We start from the raw sequence: 17,187 nt of genomic DNA on the forward strand, positions 1-17,187 counted from the left end.
GCCCCAATACCAGCACCGTCACCGCCCCCACGCCCGCGCCGGAGGAGATCCCCAGCACCCAGGGATCGGCCAGCGGGTTGCGGGTCAGCGACTGCAGCACGGTGCCCGCCAACGCCAGCCCGGCGCCGGCCAGCGCCGCCAGCAGCGCGCGCGGCATCCGCAGCGACCAGATGATGCGCTGATACACCTCGGCATCGGTCGCCGCACCGCCGCTGACGCCGAATACGATGCGCCAGGCGTCGTGCCACGCGATCGGCGCAGGCCCCGACAAGGTGGCGCTCAGCAGGGCCATCGGCAGCGCCGCCGCCAGCAACAGCAGCCAGCCGGCCTCACGGCCGGGCAGTAACCGCCGGCTCATGCTATTTCCAACCTGCGAACACATAGTCGTCCAACAGCTGCCACACCGTCCCCGCCTCGCTGAAACCGGCCTGCCTGAGGGCCGCGAGCTGGAAATCCACCGGCGTCGGCGGCGGCACCGGGCGGCCGGCGAACAGCGCCTCACGCTCGGCCTGATAAGCGGCCAACGCCGGCAATTGCAGCGCGCCGGCGAACCAGCGATCCCAATCCTCGACGCCGTTGTCCCAGGCGCGTTGCTGGGTCCGCTCATCGTGCCGCTCGGCCAACACCTTCAGCCGTGGCTGACGGTGGTCATAGCGCTGATGATCGGCATTGAGGAATACGCCGCCGTCGGCCAACAGCCCGGCGACGTTGCGGTACAGCGCCAGTTGCTGCTCCGGCATCAGCCAGTGCAGCGCCGTGCTGGACACCGCCGCCTGCGGCGCGGGGCCGGACAGCGCGGAAAAACAGGCAGGATCCGCCAGATCGGCCTGCAGAATGCGGATCCGATCGCCATACTCCGCCAGTGCGCCGCGCGCCACCGCCAGCAGCAACGGATCGAGATCGATGGCGGTTACCCTGGCCTGCGGAAAGCGCTGCAAAATGCGCAGGCTCAGCGATCCCGGGCCACAGGCTAGATCCACCACGTGAAAATCCTGGCCGGCGGCCAGCGCCAGCACCTCCAGCTGGGCGTTAAAACGCGCTTCCCGCTCGGCGATGTAGGCCGCCTGCTGGCGATCCCAGGAGTCCAGCAGCGAAGATAATGAAACGGCAGTCATATCAAGGTTCCTTGTTGGAAAAAGTCGCAGCCTGCGGCGGCAAGGCCGCCAGGCCTCGAATCAAACGGCCCAGCGCCGCCACGGTGCGGGCGGAAGGGTCCATGTCGTAACCGGGGAGGATCATGTAGCGCCGCTGACGCACGGCGCGCAGCGTAGCGGTCAGCGGGTGATGCTCCAGAAAGGCGATCTTGTCGGCCGCGCTGTCGCCGAAGCCGCCGCGCGGCAGATCGCCAAGCACGATCGCATCCGGATCGCGGGCGGCGATAACCTCCCAGGATACCGTCGGCCACAGCTCGGGCAGATCGCCGAACAGGTTCTCGCTGCCGACGCTTCGGCTCAGCAAACCTGGTGCGCCGCAGCAGCCCGCCACGTAGGGCGTCTGCGTGCCGGCATACCACCACAGCAGACGTAAATGCGGCAGCGGCGCGCGCTGCGCCTCAAACGCCTGGAGTTGCCCACGTAGCCGCGCGATCAGCGCTTCACCGCCGCGGCTGACGTTGAAAATGCGCGCCAGCTCCCGCAGCTCGGTGAAGATGTCTTCAAACGTCAGCGCAGCGGCGATCGCGCTTTGCTGGCCGCTGCAGGCGCCGGGAGAGAGGTAAGTGCCGATGCCCCATTCCGCCAGCCGCGTCCGATCGGGCGTTTCCGGGCTGTGCAGCCAGTAATAGCTGGCCGAATAGACAAAATCCGGCCGCATCAGCAGCAACGCTTCCGCCGTGGGCGGCGCCGGGCTGGTGGGCGCCCGCAGCGCATCGGCCGACGCCGTCGGCGCGGGATCGCGCATGCGGTCATACCCGACCACGCCGATTGCACGGGCGGCCAGCCCCAGCGCCAGCAGGTTTTCCAGCGCCGGATTGGCATAAACCAGCACCCGCTGCGGCGGCTGCGGGTAATCGCGCGTGACCCCGCAATTTTGCAGGCTGACGCTATCGGCACGCAGCGGCACGCCCCCGCCCAACACCAGGGCGCACAACAACAGGCAAAGCCGGCGTTTCACGCCGTCAGAACCTGACCGACACGAAGGTTTCATAGCTGCGCGGCGGCGCGATCAGCGCCTGATCCGGGTAGGTGCGCTGATAGGCGTACAGCTGGTTGGTGGCGTTGCGAATGCGGAAACCGACATCGACGATCGGCGTCAGCTGATAATCCGCCGCCAGATCGAGCGTGGTGTACGCGCGCATCTTGCGCTGGTTGGCGTCGTCGTTATAACTGCTGCCGACGTAGCGCAGCGAAGAAGCCAGCCCCAGGCGCGCCGTCGCCTGATAATGCACGCTGAGGTTGGCGGTCCAGTCCGGGATATAGGCCGGGCGATTGCCGTTGTAGCTGCGCAGCGGGCTACCGCCGCGATAGTCGTCGTAGCGGGCGTGCGTGTAGGCGGCATTGCCGGCCAGCTCCCAACGATCGTCGGGACGCAGCACCACGCCAAGCTCGATGCCGCGCGACGTCTGCCTACCTACCGCGTTCAACGCATCCGGCCGCTGCGCGTCGGGCACAAACAGGTTGTCCTTGCGCAGTTCGTACAGCGCCAGCGTCGCCTCTCCCTTGTTATCCCAAAACTGCCCTTTGGCGCCGGCCTCCCACTGGCGCGCTCGCGTCAGCGGCAGATCGGTCTGCGTCGGGCTGAGGAAGAACAGATCGTTGCCCGGCTCCTGGCCGGTGGTGTAGTTGGCGTAAAGCGTGAGGTTATCGGTCAGTGCATAGCTGGGGCCCAGGCTCCAGGTGCTGAAAACGTAGGTGCGCGCGCGGCTCTCTTCCTGCGGCCCCTGGAAGCGCCAATCCATGTTCATATGGTTGTAGCGCAGCTGGCCCAGCAGCGCTAAACGCTCGGTCAGGCTGAAGCGGTCTTCAAGAAAGGCGGCGTACTGATTCTGAGTGACGTGGCGCACCGGCGCACGCTGGCTGGCGGTGCCCTGAGCGAACGGCTCTCTGGGCGGCGCGCCGAGCGGCACGTCCTCGGAGCCGGGGAAACCGTTGGAGTAGTACTGAAAATGCCGCTTGCTCAGATCGAAGCCGACCAGTAACCGATTATCGAAACCGGCGATAGCGCGATCGAACACCAGCGAACTGCGGTTGCCGATCAGATCGTCGTCGTGCGCCAGAGCGCCGAAAGAGTCGCGGTTGACGTCGCCGGGCCGGGTCGCCGCCGCGACGCGGAAACGCTCGACGTTGCGCCATTCGCGAAAGCCGCTGTAGTAATAGAATTGGTTATGCCACTCCACTTCGGGCGTCATAAACCAGTCCAGACTGGCCTGAAATGCGGTGGCGTTGCTCTGGATACGGCTGTCGGTCAGGTTGTTGTAATTGATGTCGCGCAGCTCGCCGGCAATGCGCCCATTCAGCAGCGGCGTGCCGTAGTAAGGGTTGTTGGTGCGGTTGAGCATGCGGTCCAGGCTCAGCGTCAGCAGCGCATCGTCCGTCAATTTAAACAGCAGCGAGCCGGATACCCGCTTCTGCCGATCGCGTTCATACTGCACGTTGCTGCCGCTGTCGTTGCCGCTGACGTCCAACCGGTACGCCATCACATCGTCCACCAGCGCGCCGCCGGCACCCAGATGCAAACGCTGGCTGCGGTAGCTGCCGAGGCCATAATCGAGCTCGAACGGCTGCCGGTTGAAGGTCGGCCGCCGCGAGATCAGGTTGACGCTGCCGCCTGCGGCGCTCAGCCCGTTCAAGCCCGACCCCGGCCCACGCAGCACCTCGATGCTGTCGTAATGCGCCGGATCGCCCAGTTGCAGCGTACTGCCGGGCATCTCTACGCCGTTATACAGCCAGGCGATCGGCCGAAAACCGCGTGCGGAAAAGTTGTTGGACAACGTTGGCGAAGCGACGCCGGACAGACCGGTAGCGTGCTCGACGGCGGCGGCCAGCGAACGATCGCCCCGCTGTTGGATCGCCCGCGCGCTGATAATATCGACGCTGCGCGGCGTCTCCCGAGCGGTCAGCCCGATCTGCGAAGCGCTGCGGCTCACGGCGTTCAACGCATCGTAACGCCCGGCGGGGGCCGCCGCCTCCACGGTGAGCTGTTCTTCACACCCCGTGGCATTGCGGGCTTTATCGCAGTCGGCGGCGAAAGCCAGCGGCGCTGTCAGTGCGCCGCCGATCCATGCGGCGGCAAGACATAAAGATTTTTTGGGCGTGCCAAGACGCCGGCGTGTCGTACTCATGTGGAGCATCCCTGTGGTGAAATAAAAACCGGCCGCAGCCGGCGTAAAGCCTTATTGTTTTTCTGTTATGTTATATTATTACAATATTACAATACCAGTCTTTATTGCCCCACTCTCCCACGCACGGCGTTTGGCGCTTTGCCGCCAAATCGGCGACAATACGGTTTTTGCCGTCGACAGGATGCGCTATGCAGGCCGAAATTCTTCTGACTCTCAAACTCCAGCAAAAGCTGTTCGCCGATCCGCGCCGCATCGCGCTGCTGAAACAGGTGCAGCACACCGGCTCCATCAGCCAGGGCGCCAAACTGGCGGGCATCAGCTACAAAAGCGCCTGGGACGCCATCAATGAGATGAACCAACTGGCGGAACACACGGTGGTGGACCGCGCCACCGGCGGCAAAGGCGGCGGCGGCGCGCAGCTGACGCACTACGGCCAACGGTTGATCCAGCTGTACGATCTGCTGGGCCAGGTGCAGCAAAAGGCCTTCGACGTGTTGCAGCAGGACGATCTGCCGCTCGACAGCCTGCTGGCGGCCATCTCGCGCTTCTCGCTGCAAACCAGCGCGCGCAATCAATTCTTCGGCACCGTGATCGAACGCGATCATCAGCAGGTGCAGCAGCACCTGGCGATTTTGTTGAACGACGGCACCACTCGCCTGACGGCGGCCATCACCCAGCAAAGCGCCGACCGGCTGCAGCTGGTGCCCGGCAAAGAGGTGCTGGCGCTGATCAAAGCGCCCTGGGTGCGGTTAAGCATCGAGACGGGGGAGCATACCGGTGCGGATAACGCGCTGGCGGGCGTGGTAGCCGGCATTCAGCCGGGGGCCGAACACAGCGAGGTGCTGGTGACGCTGGCGGGGGGCGAAACCCTGTGCGCCACCCTGACGACGGCGGAGTTGCAGCGCCTGCAGCTGAGCGTCGGTACCGCCGTACACGCCCTGTTCAACGCCGACCACGTGATTATCGCCACGTTGTGTTAAGCGCAACGTAACGTTGCGTTTTTGCTGATTGACATCACCGTGCAATGCGCCTATTTCTAAGGCAAATAATTGCAAAAAAAGGAACAGGTGATGTCGTCGTTGCACATTTCGCAAGGTTCATTCCGCTTAAGCGATACCCGTACCCTGACGCTGGATGCACTGGCGATCCAGGCCGGCGACAGCTGGGCCTTCGTCGGCGCCAACGGCAGCGGCAAATCCGCCCTGGCGCGCGCGCTGGCCGACGAACTGGTTCTGCTGAGCGGTGAACGCCGCAGCGACTTTCAGCATGCGGTGCGCATCTCCTTCGAACAGCTGCAAAAAATGGTCAGCGACGAGTGGCAACGCAACAACACCGACCTGCTCAGCGCGGACGAGGACGATACCGGCCGCACCGCGGCGGAGATCATTCAGGAAGAGGTGAAAGACGCCGCGCGCTGTGAGCGGCTAGCCGCGCAGTTCGGCATCACCGCCCTGCTGACCCGCCGCTTTAAATACCTCTCCACCGGCGAAACGCGCAAGACCCTGCTGTGCCGGGCGCTGATGCCCGAGCCTGACCTGCTGATCCTCGACGAACCCTTCGACGGGCTGGACGTGCACTCGCGCGCACAGCTCGCCGCGTTGCTGAGCGAGCTTTCCTCCCAGGGCCAGACCGTGGTGCTGGTGCTCAACCGGTTCGACGAAATACCGGATTTTGTCCGGCAGGTGGGCGTGCTGGCGGACTGCACCCTAACCAGCCGCGGGCCGCGCAGCCAGGTGATGGCGGACGCGCTGGTGGCGCAGCTGGCGCACAGCGAAAACCTCAGCGGGCTGGCGCTGCCGGAAACCGAGGATCCGACGCAAAAAGTAGCCCTGTCGACGGACCGGCCGCTGATCGTCCTGCGCGACGGCGTGGTCAGCTATAACGATCGGCCGATCCTCAATCACCTCAACTGGCAGGTTAACCCCGGCGAGCACTGGCAAATCATCGGCCCGAACGGCGCCGGAAAATCCACGCTGCTCAGCTTGATCACCGGCGATCACCCGCAGGGCTACAGCAACGATCTGACGCTGTTCGGCCGCCGTCGCGGCAGCGGGGAAACCATCTGGGAGATCAAGCGCCATATCGGCTACGTCAGCAGCAGCCTGCATCTGGATTATCGCGTCAACACCAGCGTGCGCAACGTGGTGCTGTCGGGGTTCTTCGATTCGATCGGCATTTATCAGGCGGTCTCGGATCGTCAGCGGCAGCTGACCGAGCAATGGCTGGCGCTGCTCGGGCTCGACGGCGCGCGTGGTGATGCCCCGTTCCATAGCCTTTCCTGGGGCCAACAGCGGCTGGCGCTGATCGCCCGTGCGCTGGTGAAACACCCGGCGCTGCTGATCCTCGACGAACCGCTGCAAGGGCTGGATCCGCTCAATCGCCAGCTGGTGCGCCGCTTCATCGACGTGCTGATCGGCCAGGGCGCCACCCAGTTGCTGTTCGTTTCGCACCATGCCGAAGACGCGCCGCAGTGCATCACTCACCGCCTCAGCTTCGTGCCCGACGGCGAGGGCGGCTACGGCTATCAACACCAGCGGCTGGAGGCGGCCTCCGCCTGAAACGCGGCGTAAACATATCCGGCAACACTTCACCGCAGCACATCACATTTGGCCTTTTATCATAGAAAGAAAGAAGGCCATTTTCTGGAGACGCCATGTCCGCTGCGTTGATTATCATCGACCTGATCGAGGATCTGATCGGGCCCAAAGGGCGCGCCAGCCACTGCCGTGAACAGGTGGTGGCAACCCACCTGCTCGCTAACGTCAATGCCGCCACGGCCTATGCCCGGGTGCGAAAAATTCCGGTGATCTGGGTGCGGGTGGGATTCGCCGACGATTATCATGATATCCCGCCCCACTCGCCGTTGTTCAACCATCTCAAGCAGATCGGTGCGCTGCGGCTAAATGGCCCGGGCTGCCGCTGGGTGCCCGAACTGCATCAGGAAGAGACCGATCTGCAGTTTGAAAAAACGGCGGTTAGCGCCTTCTCCGGTAACAATTTGTTAGCCTGGCTGCGGCAACATCGGTGCCACCATTTGCTGCTGGCGGGTATCAGTACACCGCTCGCCATCGAGAGCACCGCGCGTCAGGCGCACGACGCCGGCTTTCAGGTGACCGTACTGCACGATCTGTGCGCAGCCCCTACGCAGGAGATCCACCAGCAGAGTCTGGATACCCTGCAAAACCTGGCCGAAATCACCCGTTCGCAGGCATGGATGAAAGGCTGACCCGCATCGCCGGCGATCGTGTGGGCCGGCATCATGCACGAATGCATCACTGCCCCGACCTTTAGCGTCATCCTGGTGTGCTACTATCCGCTCTAGCGCTCAATTTCGCCATCATCGCACGCCGCAAAGGCGCTGAGCGCCGTGTACATATTTTAAAGGGACATATTATGTGGGGCGTACTGGCTGCTTCGTTATTTTTCTTGCCGTTTAACCGGCTGATAGCCTGGGTGATCCTGGCCGCCTCGGCGGGTATGGGGCTTTATCATGGGGTACTGACGCCGCTCAGCCTGAGTTATATGCTGGCGATCGTAGCGCTAGCGGGGTTGCGTCACCATTTTCGCGCGCAGCGCAATCTGGCGATCGTGCTCGAAGGGTTGGTGGTCGCCGGCTGCGTGGCGCTGTTCTTGCATCTGGTGCCGGGCATCCACAACCAGCTGATGATCGACGGCGAAAGAGCCGGCCCGCTCAGCGCGCCGTTCACCATGTATTACAACTTCGATAAGGCGATGGTGCCCTTCCTGCTGTTCGCCTGCTTGCCCACGCTGTTTTCCGCCGAACCCGGCGGCAACGCCGGCAAAGTGGGCTGGATTGCGCTGCTGCTGGCCGTGCCGGCGCTGTTGCTGCTGGCCGTGGCGCTGGGCGGCTTAAAAATCGAGCTGCATGCGCCCGCCTGGATCCTGCCTTTCGTGATGGCGAACCTGTTCTTCGTCTCCATGGCCGAGGAAGCGCTGTTTCGCGGCTACCTGCAACAGCGCCTCAGCCAGTGGCTAGGCGCCTGGCCGGCGCTGATCGTCGCCTCCCTGGTGTTCGGCGCCGCACATTTGGCGGGCGGTATGCTGATGGTGATCTTCGCAACCCTCGCCGGGGTGATCTACGGCCTGGCGTGGATGTGGAGCGGCCGTCTGTGGGTGCCGATTCTGTTCCATTTCGGGCTTAATCTGACCCATCTGTTGTTCTTCACCTACCCGCTGTATCAGCATTCTTAACGGCTGACGCCGGCAGAGAGCCCCTTTCTGCCGGCTGGTCGGGTGAAAACGCTATCACTAGCACCTCACCGTATGACCCCAATCATGCCGCCCCCTGCTTTTCTCCGCCCGTACAGTGCTTTTCAATGAAGTGTAAACGATTCCATTTTTCGCGTTAGATCACCTTTTTATCGCCGCGGGCGTGCTATCTTTCTGCGCAATAGCCTCTCCCTGTTCAGCAACGGGCGTCTCAAGACGGTAATTGGAAGCGATTACACTTTCGTCGGCGCCAAGAAAGGAACCGTATGACGGAATTTAACCCTATCGATCATCCGCACCGCCGCTACAACCCGCTGAGCGGCCAGTGGGTGCTGGTCTCACCGCACCGCGCCAAGCGCCCCTGGCAAGGCCAGCAGGAGGCCGTCCCCACGGAAACGCTGCCGGCGCACGATCCCGACTGTTTCCTGTGCCCGGGCAACGCGCGCGTCACCGGCGATCGTAATCCGGATTATCGCGGCACCTACGTTTTCACCAACGATTTCGCCGCGCTGATGAGCGATACGCCGCCGGCGCCCGACAGCCACGATCCGTTGATGCGCAGCCAGAGCGCGCGCGGCGTCAGCCGGGTGATCTGCTTCTCTCCCGATCACAGCAAGACTCTGCCCGAACTGACGCTGCCGGCGCTGGAGCAGGTGGTCACCACCTGGCAGGCGCAAACCGAGGAGCTGGGCAAGCACTACCCCTGGGTGCAATTGTTCGAAAACAAAGGCGCGGCGATGGGCTGCTCCAATCCGCACCCGCACGGGCAGGTCTGGGCCAACAGTTTTCTGCCAAACGAGGCCGAGCGCGAAGATCGCCTGCAACACGACTATTTCCGGGAACATGCCTCCCCGCTGCTGCTGGATTATGCGCAGCGCGAGCTGGCCGCAGGCGAACGCATCGTGGTGAACACCGAACACTGGCTGGCGGTGGTGCCCTACTGGGCCGCCTGGCCGTTTGAAACGCTGCTGCTGCCGAAAACGGCGGTGCAGCGCATCACCGATCTCAGCGCGGCGCAGAGCCGCGATCTGGCGCTGGCGCTGAAGAAGCTGACCAGCCGCTACGACAACCTGTTCCAGTGTTCTTTCCCCTATTCGATGGGATGGCACGGCGCGCCGTTCAACGGCGCCGACAACCGACACTGGCAGCTGCACGCCCATTTCTATCCGCCGCTGCTGCGTTCAGCCAGCGTGCGTAAATTTATGGTCGGTTACGAGATGCTGGCGGAAACCCAGCGCGATCTGACCGCCGAACAGGCCGCAGAGCGTTTGCGCGCCGTCAGCGATATTCATTACCGTGAAGCCGGAGCCCAAGCATGAGCCTGAAACCGCTTACCCATTCCCTGTTTACCGAACACTTCGGCTACGCGCCGGCGTTGACCATCCAGGCGCCGGGGCGGGTGAATTTGATCGGCGAGCATACCGATTACAACGACGGCTTCGTGTTGCCCTGCGCCATCGATTACCAAACCGTCATCGCCTGCGCCAAGCGCGACGACCGCCAGATCCGCGTACTGGCCGCCGATTATCAGAATCAGCAGGATCAATTCTCGCTCGACGAGCCGATCGTCAACCACCCCGATCAGCGCTGGTCCGACTATGTGCGCGGCGTGGTGAAACATCTTCAGCGACGCAACCCCGATTTCGGCGGCGCGGATCTGGTGATCGCCGGCAATGTGCCGCAGGGCGCGGGGCTCAGCTCCTCCGCCGCGCTGGAAGTGGCGGTAGGCCAGGCGCTGCAGGCGCTCTATCAGCTGCCGCTGGACGGCGTGGCGCTGGCGCTGAACGGCCAGGAGGCGGAAAACCAGTTCGTCGGCTGCAACTGCGGCATCATGGACCAGCTGATCTCCGCGCTCGGCCGGCGCGACAGCGCTCTGCTGATCGACTGCCGCTCGCTGGAGACCCGTGCGGTGCCGATGCCGGACAGCGTCGCGGTGGTGATCATCAACTCCAATGTGCAGCGCGGGCTGGTGGACAGCGAGTACAACACCCGCCGCAAACAGTGTGAAGAAGCGGCTCGGTTCTTCGGCGTCAAGGCGCTGCGTGACGTCAGCCCGGAACAGTTTGAAGCACGTCAACATCAGTTGGATCCGTTGGTGGCCAAACGCGCGCGCCATGTCATCAGCGAGAATGCCCGCACGCTGGCGGCGGCCGATGCGCTGGCGGCCGGCGATCTGCAACGCATGGGCCGGCTGATGGCGGAGTCCCACGCCTCGATGCGTGACGACTTCGAAATCACCGTGGCGCCAATCGATCGGTTGGTCGAGATTGTCAAAGCGACGATCGGCTCGCGCGGTGGCGTGCGCATGACCGGCGGCGGCTTTGGCGGTTGCATCGTCGCGCTGATGCCACAGGATCTCGTGGAGACGGTGCGTGCCGCCGTGGCGCACGAGTATCCGCGGCAAACCGGCGGATTACAGGAAACGTTCTATGTCTGCCAGGCTTCGCAGGGGGCCGGTACATGCTGACGATGAGCACGGCAGCGGCGCCCGATGGGGAGCCTTATCAGCTGACGCAGCTGCAAAACGCCGCCGGCATGACGGTGACGCTGATGGACTGGGGCGCCACCTGGCTGTCCGCCGTCTTGCCGCTCAAATCCGGTGAAAAACGCGAACTGCTGCTCGGCTGCCGCAGCCCGGCAGACTACCCGCGTCAGGGCGCCTATCTGGGCGCCACCGTCGGCCGTTACGCCAACCGCATCGCCAACGCCAGCCTGCCCATCGATGGGACTCCCCATGCGCTGGCCGCCAATCAGGGCGTCCACCAGCTGCACGGCGGCCCCGACGGTTTTCATGCCCGCCGCTGGCGCCGGGTCCAGCAGGATGCGCAACAGGTCTGCTATGCGCTGCACTCGGCGGAGGGCGATCAGGGTTTCCCCGGCAATCTCGACGTGCAGGTCTGCTACCGTCTGACCCCGGATAATCGTTTGGAAATCAGCTATCTGGCACAGGTCGATCGCCCCTGCCCGGTCAACCTGACCAACCACGCCTATTTCAATCTGGACGGCGCCGGCACCGACGCCCGCGCCCAACGGCTGCAGCTGTTCGCCGATCGCTATCTGCCCGTCGACGCCGAGGGCATTCCCTGCGCCGATCTGACGCCGGTGGACGACAGCGGCATGGATTTTCGTCAGCCGAAAACGCTGCTGCAGGATTTCCTGCGCGATCGCGACCAGCAGCGGGTAAAAGGCTACGATCACGCATTCTTGCTGCACCGCACCTGCGGCGCGCTGGAGAGCCCGGCAGCCCATTTGTGGTCCGCCGACGGCCAGGTGCAAATGAGCGTGTTCACCGACGCGCCTGCACTGCAACTCTACAGCGGCAATTTTCTGGCCGGCACGCCGGCGCGCGATGGCGGCAGCTACGCCAACCATGCCGGCGTGGCGCTGGAGAGCGAGTTTTTGCCGGACAGCCCGCACCATCCCGAGTGGCCGCAGCCGGACTGCTGGCTGCAACCGGGGAGTCGCTACCGCAGCGCCACGCATTATCAGTTTTATCCTATCTGACCCGCTACGCCCCTCGCCGTGCGGCCGGGGGCAATTTGTTATAAATGCTTACCTTTTAGCGCTATCCCCCTACCGGCGCCCACCTTCCCTTATTCCAAAGCGCGCACTACACTCAGGCTACCGTGATAAGCACAACGCCTTGTGCAACGTCACCATTTTCGGCCGATGGCGGCCAATCAATAGCTGAAGGAACACCTATGCGTCTGATTACTGCACTTCCATTGCTGGCGGGCTTAATGCTGAGCACCAATCTGATGGCGGCCGACGCGACGACGGCGACGAAAACGCCTTCTCCGGCGCAGGCCGCCCAACAGAAACGCATGACCGATTGCAACCAGCAGGCATCCACCAAATCGCTGAAAGGCGCCGATCGCTCCACCTTCATGAGCACCTGTCTGAAATCCGAAGGCTCCGCCGCGGCGGGCAAAACCCTGACGCCGCAGCAGCAGAAAATGAAAAGCTGCAACGCCGACGCCAAGACCAAGGATCTGAAGGGCGACGCGCGTAAAACCTTCATGAGCAACTGCCTGAAAAAATCGGCCTGATTTCCCCCACGCCACGGCGCGCCCGGAGCGATTTCGGCGCGCCGTTTCCCCCTCACAGCGCCAGCCTGAACGATTCAGCTTTTTCCTTTCGCCAGCCCTTACTTTGCGGCAAGAAATTGGCTATGGTTAGACACTATCGATTGCCGAGCCCCGGCCCGCGGCAATATAATGATTTTCGTTATCATTGAAATGTCAGATTATTAAGGAGTTAAGCTATGGCTGTAACTAAGCTGGTTCTGGTGCGTCACGGCGAAAGCCAGTGGAACCAAGAAAACCGCTTCACCGGTTGGTATGATGTTGATCTGTCCGACAAGGGCCGCACCGAAGCGAAAGCAGCAGGCAAGCTGTTGAAAGAAGAAGGTTTCACTTTCGACTTCGCTTACACCTCCGTACTGAAGCGCGCGATCCACACCCTGTGGAACATCCTCGACGAGCTGGATCAGGCCTGGTTGCCAACCGAAAAATCCTGGAAGCTGAACGAACGTCACTACGGTGCGCTGCAGGGTCTGAACAAAGCCGAAACCGCTGAAAAATACGGCGACGAGCAGGTGAAGCAATGGCGTCGCGGCTTCGCGGTGACCCCACCTGAGCTGACCAAAGAAGACGAACGTTACCCTGGCCACGATCCGCGCTACGCCTCCCTGACCGAACAAGAGCTGCCGCTGACCGAGAGCCTGGCGCTGACCATCGATCGCGTTATCCCTTACTGGGACGAAGAGATCCTGCCACGCATCAAGAGCGGCGAGCGCGTGATCGTTGCAGCACACGGCAACTCGCTGCGCGCGCTGGTGAAATACCTGGATAACCTGAGCGAAGACGAAATCCTCGAACTGAACATCCCAACCGGCGTGCCGTTGGTGTATGAGTTCGATGAGAACTTCAAGCCAACCAAACGTTACTACCTGGGTAACGCCGACGAAATCGCTGCAAAAGCGGCCGCCGTGGCGAACCAGGGTAAAGCGAAGTAATTTCGCCCGTTAACGAAAAAGCCCCCGGTTTTCACCGGGGGCTTTTTTATTACTGTCGCGGCTGCTGCGCCATCGCCTCATTCACCGCGTCCAGCCGTTCCTGCATCGCCGGATGGGTGCTGAGCCAGGCCGGCAGCGCCCAGTCATCGGTCTTTTCTCGTTCAGGCGCCTGCGCCAACGCGCGATAGATCGCCGCCATTTCCGCCAGCGAACGCCCCTGGCGCTGCATTTCCGCTATCGCAAACGCATCGGCCTCACGCTCCATCCCGCGAGAAAACTGCATCTCATTCACGAAGGACGCGGACTGCAGCAACGTGTCGCCGATGCCGCTGACGTCACCCGTCATCCACATCAGCGTCAACGCCACCAGTGACGAACGCACCAGCATGCGCATCGGATGACGATAAGCGTGATGCCCCATTTCGTGCAGCATCACCGCCGCCAAGCCATCGTCGTTTTTCGACAAAGTGACCAGCTCATCGCTGAGCACCAGCGTGCCGTCTGGCAACATAAAGGCGTTCGGCGCACCGGGCGCCGCCATCAACTTCAGCGACAGCGGCGTGCGCTCCTGGCGCATCTCAGGCGGCATCACCTGCCGGAACAGCTGTTGCAACGCCTGCTGCCTCTCGACCGGGAGTGCGGAGGGCGCGAAGCCGCTCTGGTCCAAAAACGTCTGTGTATGCTCGCCCAGCGTCTGTTCCACCGAGGTGGGGATGCGCATGGCGATCTCGCTGCTCGCCCACGGCAGCACCACGTAAACGTAAGCCACTACCGCCAGCAGCGTCATCAGCAGCGCTAAGGCAACGCCGCGTTTATGGCGTTCCAGGCGATGTACCCACCCCGGCGAACGGCGCTGATAGAACCAGCGGCGAAAGGCCGCATCGTCATCCGGCACAAAGCGCGCACCGTCGCTAAAGGTGAGCGTCAGCGGAATATTGCCCAGCGCGGCAGAAACGGTGATGTCCGCCAGCGGGATGTAACGCTGTTCATCCTGCCGCTGCAGCGTCACGCCTTCGCCGCTTTCGTTCACCAGTAAACGGGCCGCCTCACGTGCGGCCCGCCCCGGCAATTGATAAGCGCCTTCAAGGATCATCGGCGCCTCAGAAGCTGCCGCCCAGATCCAGCGCCTGCACCGCTTCTTCGGCCACCGCGCTGTTGGCAGTTTCCTGATGCGCAGTAATGTTCAGCAGCGCCAAATCGCCTTCAACCGCCGTGCAGGCCGCCAGATAACGGGCATGGCGCACTTCCGCCACCGGCGCCGCCAAACCGAGCGAGAACAGGGTAATCAGGGTATTGGTGATCAACAATCCCATGTACGGCATCGTTTTCATTGAGGAATGCAGCTTGATGTCGCCGTTCAGCCTTGCCTGGTTAAACAGGTAGTTGCGTTGGGCGACAACCTGGTAACTGCTGGCCACCAGGGCGCCGATCAGCAGCACCACCATCATCAGCAGCAGGCTGCTGATATTGTCCAGCACCAGCACATCAATGGCTTCATTGGTCAACATGCCCATCAACACCATCTGATAGAGGGTAAGGAAGAACGAACCGATGCACACCAGCGCGACCAACATGAACGGCAGGAATATGAGCAGGCCAACCAAGGCAAATTTGATAAAGGCCGATTTCTTCAGTTCGGCAATAAACGGTGTCTTCCCGAAAAACAGGTTATTAACGTACAAGTCATGCTGCAGTGCGCTAATAATGCCGTTTACCGCCGCAAATGCCGGCACGGCCAAAATCAGCGTCAGCACCAGCATAAAAGCAATGGCGTTGATGCTGCCAAGACCGCTGCCAATGCCGAGCAAGACGATCAGACCGACATACAGCCCGATAATCAGCAATAACGGGCAGAACAGTAAAGCCCAATAGGCGCGCCCGGTGCGGCAGACATAATTAAAACGCACGCCGCGATAGCTCGACATAATCGCATTGTAACGCCAGCTGCGGATAACGATCCACGGCAACAGGGCAAGCAACACCAGCAAAGCCAGCAGCCCCAGCAGAGGCGTTATCGCCAGCAAGATATAAAACACGATGATGCCGCCGATCACCAACAGCCGCCCTTTCAGAATTTGCAGCGGTTGTGCATGATAATCGAAACGATCGCCGTCCAATTCCGTGTTGCCGTAAAAATAGCGACGACGACGCACCGTCGCCCAGGCGGAATAGATGCCCAGGGTCAGAGCCGTCAATAACGCGTTGACTAACCAAATAGCGAAGTACTCACCACCTTTCCCATGGAATTTAATCCGGTGCAGCCCCAGCGGCTGCGAGGTATTACTTGTCATAATTCTTTCGTCCTGAAAGGAATAGGTCATACCACTCCCCGCTTATTCGTCATGCGGAGTTTGTGGAATAAAAAAGCGTCTTATATAAGCACAATGCCGAGAGCGGTGACAATTATTCTTTTATTAAATAGGAATAATGCGAAGACGGTCGCTTAATGATTTAATAAGCCTATTGACTGTAGGCCTTAAATTGACAGGAGATATAAAAATTTAAGATAAATAGAAAAGGGCCCGCTGGCGAGCCCTTCTTTGCGCGATTAACCGCGGCGCGCTTTCACCGCCGCCGCCAGATCGCGCAGCACGGTTTCGGTATCCTGCCAGCCGATGCAGCCGTCGGTGACGCTCTTGCCGTAAACCAGCGGCTCGCCGCTTTCGAGGCTCTGGTTGCCTTCCACCAGGTGGCTTTCGATCATCACGCCGATAATCGCTTTTTCACCGCCGCCAATTTGCCCGCAAACATCGGCGCTCACGTCCATCTGCTTTTTGAACTGTTTGCTGCTGTTGGCATGGCTGAAGTCGATCATCACCTGCGCCGGCAGCCCGGCTTTGCTCAGACCGGCTTTGACGTCCTTCACGTGCGCCGCGCTGTAGTTCGGCTCTTTGCCGCCGCGCAGGATAATGTGGCAGTCGCCGTTGCCGCTGGTGTTAACAATCGCCGAGTGGCCCCATTTAGTCACCGAGAGGAAGCAGTGCGGCGCGCCGGCGGCGTTGATAGCGTCGATCGCCACCTTGATGGTGCCGTCGGTGCCGTTCTTGAAGCCGACCGGGCAAGAGAGGCCGGAAGCCAGCTCACGGTGCACCTGCGATTCCGTGGTGCGCGCGCCGATGGCGCCCCAGCTCATCAGATCCGCCAGGTACTGCGGCGTGATCATGTCGAGGAATTCGCCGGCGGCCGGCAGGCCGCTGTCGTTAATCTCCACCAGCAGCTTGCGCGCCAGGCGCAGGCCGTCGTTGATGTTGAAGCTGTTGTCCATTTGCGGATCGTTGATCAGGCCTTTCCAGCCCACGGTGGTGCGCGGTTTTTCGAAGTACACGCGCATCACCACTTCCAGCTCGCCGCTCAGTTCTTCACGCAGCGCCAGCAGGCGCCCCGCGTACTCTTTGGCGGCTTGGGTATCATGGATGGAGCAAGGGCCAATCACCACCAGCAGGCGATCGTCGCTGCCACGGAGGATATTGTGAATTGCGCTGCGGGCCTGGGACACCGTCTTTGCCGCGCGTTCAGTGGCCGGGAATTTCTCCAGCAAAGCCACCGGCGGCAGGAGTTCCTTAATATCATTAATGCGTAAATCGTCGTTTTGGTAATTCATAGCTTTTCCATTCGGTATCGTGGGGTATTTCGCAGTGCGTAACGGTGTAGATCCCAACAA

16 protein-coding genes are annotated in these 17,187 nt (G+C 62.0%); 9 read left to right on the forward strand and 7 right to left on the reverse strand.

All coding sequences use genetic code 11. The annotated features are described in order from the left end of the window. The 4 genes from BVU99_RS11590 to BVU99_RS11605 all read right to left on the reverse strand — a co-directional run. Positions 1–358 (reverse strand): iron chelate uptake ABC transporter family permease subunit (locus BVU99_RS11590; RefSeq protein ID WP_144334763.1); only part of this gene is annotated, 358 nt, incomplete at its 3' end. A gap of 1 nt (position 359) precedes the next feature. Continuing rightward, positions 360–1,115, reverse strand: coding sequence for a class I SAM-dependent methyltransferase (locus BVU99_RS11595; protein ID WP_099816703.1), 756 nt, complete (start codon positions 1,113–1,115; stop codon positions 360–362). A gap of 1 nt (position 1,116) precedes the next feature. Beyond that, positions 1,117–2,112 carry an ABC transporter substrate-binding protein gene (locus tag BVU99_RS11600; protein WP_099816702.1) on the reverse strand — a complete coding sequence of 332 codons (996 nt, stop codon included), beginning with the start codon at positions 2,110–2,112 and terminating at the stop codon, positions 1,117–1,119. Between the two features lie 4 nt (positions 2,113–2,116). Then, positions 2,117–4,279, reverse strand: a complete 2,163-nt coding sequence (locus BVU99_RS11605) for a TonB-dependent receptor (protein ID WP_099816701.1) — start codon at positions 4,277–4,279, stop codon at positions 2,117–2,119. Positions 4,280–4,467: 188 nt separating this feature from the next. Between BVU99_RS11605 and modE the strand changes: the two genes are divergently transcribed. From modE to gpmA, 9 genes are all read left to right on the forward strand, one after another. Beyond that, on the forward strand, positions 4,468–5,259 hold the full coding sequence (gene modE, locus BVU99_RS11610; protein WP_049295182.1) for a molybdenum-dependent transcriptional regulator: 792 nt from the start codon (positions 4,468–4,470) through the stop codon (positions 5,257–5,259). A gap of 90 nt (positions 5,260–5,349) precedes the next feature. Further along, on the forward strand, positions 5,350–6,837 hold the full coding sequence (gene modF / locus BVU99_RS11615; RefSeq protein ID WP_025301902.1) for a molybdate ABC transporter ATP-binding protein ModF: 1,488 nt from the start codon (positions 5,350–5,352) through the stop codon (positions 6,835–6,837). A gap of 95 nt (positions 6,838–6,932) precedes the next feature. Then, positions 6,933–7,505, forward strand: coding sequence for an isochorismatase family cysteine hydrolase (locus BVU99_RS11620; RefSeq protein WP_049295181.1), 573 nt, complete (start codon positions 6,933–6,935; stop codon positions 7,503–7,505). A 167-nt stretch (positions 7,506–7,672) separates the two neighbouring features. Then, positions 7,673–8,491, forward strand: coding sequence for a CPBP family intramembrane glutamic endopeptidase (locus BVU99_RS11625; protein WP_099816700.1), 819 nt, complete (start codon positions 7,673–7,675; stop codon positions 8,489–8,491). Positions 8,492–8,775: 284 nt separating this feature from the next. Then, positions 8,776–9,828: a galactose-1-phosphate uridylyltransferase gene (galT, locus tag BVU99_RS11630; RefSeq protein ID WP_099816699.1), complete on the forward strand. Its 1,053-nt coding sequence runs from the start codon at positions 8,776–8,778 to the stop codon at positions 9,826–9,828. Then, positions 9,825–10,976 (forward strand): galactokinase, encoded by a 1,152-nt coding sequence (gene galK, locus BVU99_RS11635; protein WP_025301898.1) that lies wholly within the window; start codon positions 9,825–9,827, stop codon positions 10,974–10,976. The genes galT and galK overlap by 4 nt, the downstream gene beginning before the upstream one ends. Then, positions 10,970–12,013 (forward strand): galactose-1-epimerase, encoded by a 1,044-nt coding sequence (gene galM, locus BVU99_RS11640; protein WP_025301897.1) that lies wholly within the window; start codon positions 10,970–10,972, stop codon positions 12,011–12,013. Before galK ends, galM begins: the two co-directional genes overlap by 7 nt. 197 nt (positions 12,014–12,210) lie before the next feature. Next, entirely contained in the window at positions 12,211–12,558 is a 348-nt protein-coding gene (locus BVU99_RS11645) for a PsiF family protein (RefSeq protein ID WP_025301896.1), read from the forward strand. Between the two features lie 215 nt (positions 12,559–12,773). Further along, on the forward strand, positions 12,774–13,526 hold the full coding sequence (gene gpmA / locus BVU99_RS11650) for a 2,3-diphosphoglycerate-dependent phosphoglycerate mutase (RefSeq protein ID WP_004939834.1): 753 nt from the start codon (positions 12,774–12,776) through the stop codon (positions 13,524–13,526). 49 nt (positions 13,527–13,575) lie between these two features. Here gpmA and BVU99_RS11655 read toward each other — a convergent pair whose 3' ends face one another. The 3 genes from BVU99_RS11655 to aroG all read right to left on the reverse strand — a co-directional run bounded on the left by BVU99_RS11655 (position 13,576) and on the right by aroG (position 17,127). Further along, positions 13,576–14,619 carry a M48 family metallopeptidase gene (locus BVU99_RS11655; RefSeq protein WP_049295178.1) on the reverse strand — a complete coding sequence of 348 codons (1,044 nt, stop codon included), beginning with the start codon at positions 14,617–14,619 and terminating at the stop codon, positions 13,576–13,578. 7 nt (positions 14,620–14,626) lie between these two features. Then, positions 14,627–15,817, reverse strand: a complete 1,191-nt coding sequence (locus tag BVU99_RS11660; RefSeq protein ID WP_025301894.1) for a DUF898 family protein — start codon at positions 15,815–15,817, stop codon at positions 14,627–14,629. A gap of 257 nt (positions 15,818–16,074) precedes the next feature. Next, positions 16,075–17,127, reverse strand: a complete 1,053-nt coding sequence (aroG, locus tag BVU99_RS11665) for a 3-deoxy-7-phosphoheptulonate synthase AroG (RefSeq protein ID WP_025301893.1) — start codon at positions 17,125–17,127, stop codon at positions 16,075–16,077. Positions 17,128–17,187: the final 60 nt, after the last annotated feature.

This window comes from Serratia sp. OLAL2 (assembly GCF_002752475.1).
Lineage (GTDB): Bacteria > Pseudomonadota > Gammaproteobacteria > Enterobacterales > Enterobacteriaceae > Serratia > Serratia bockelmannii.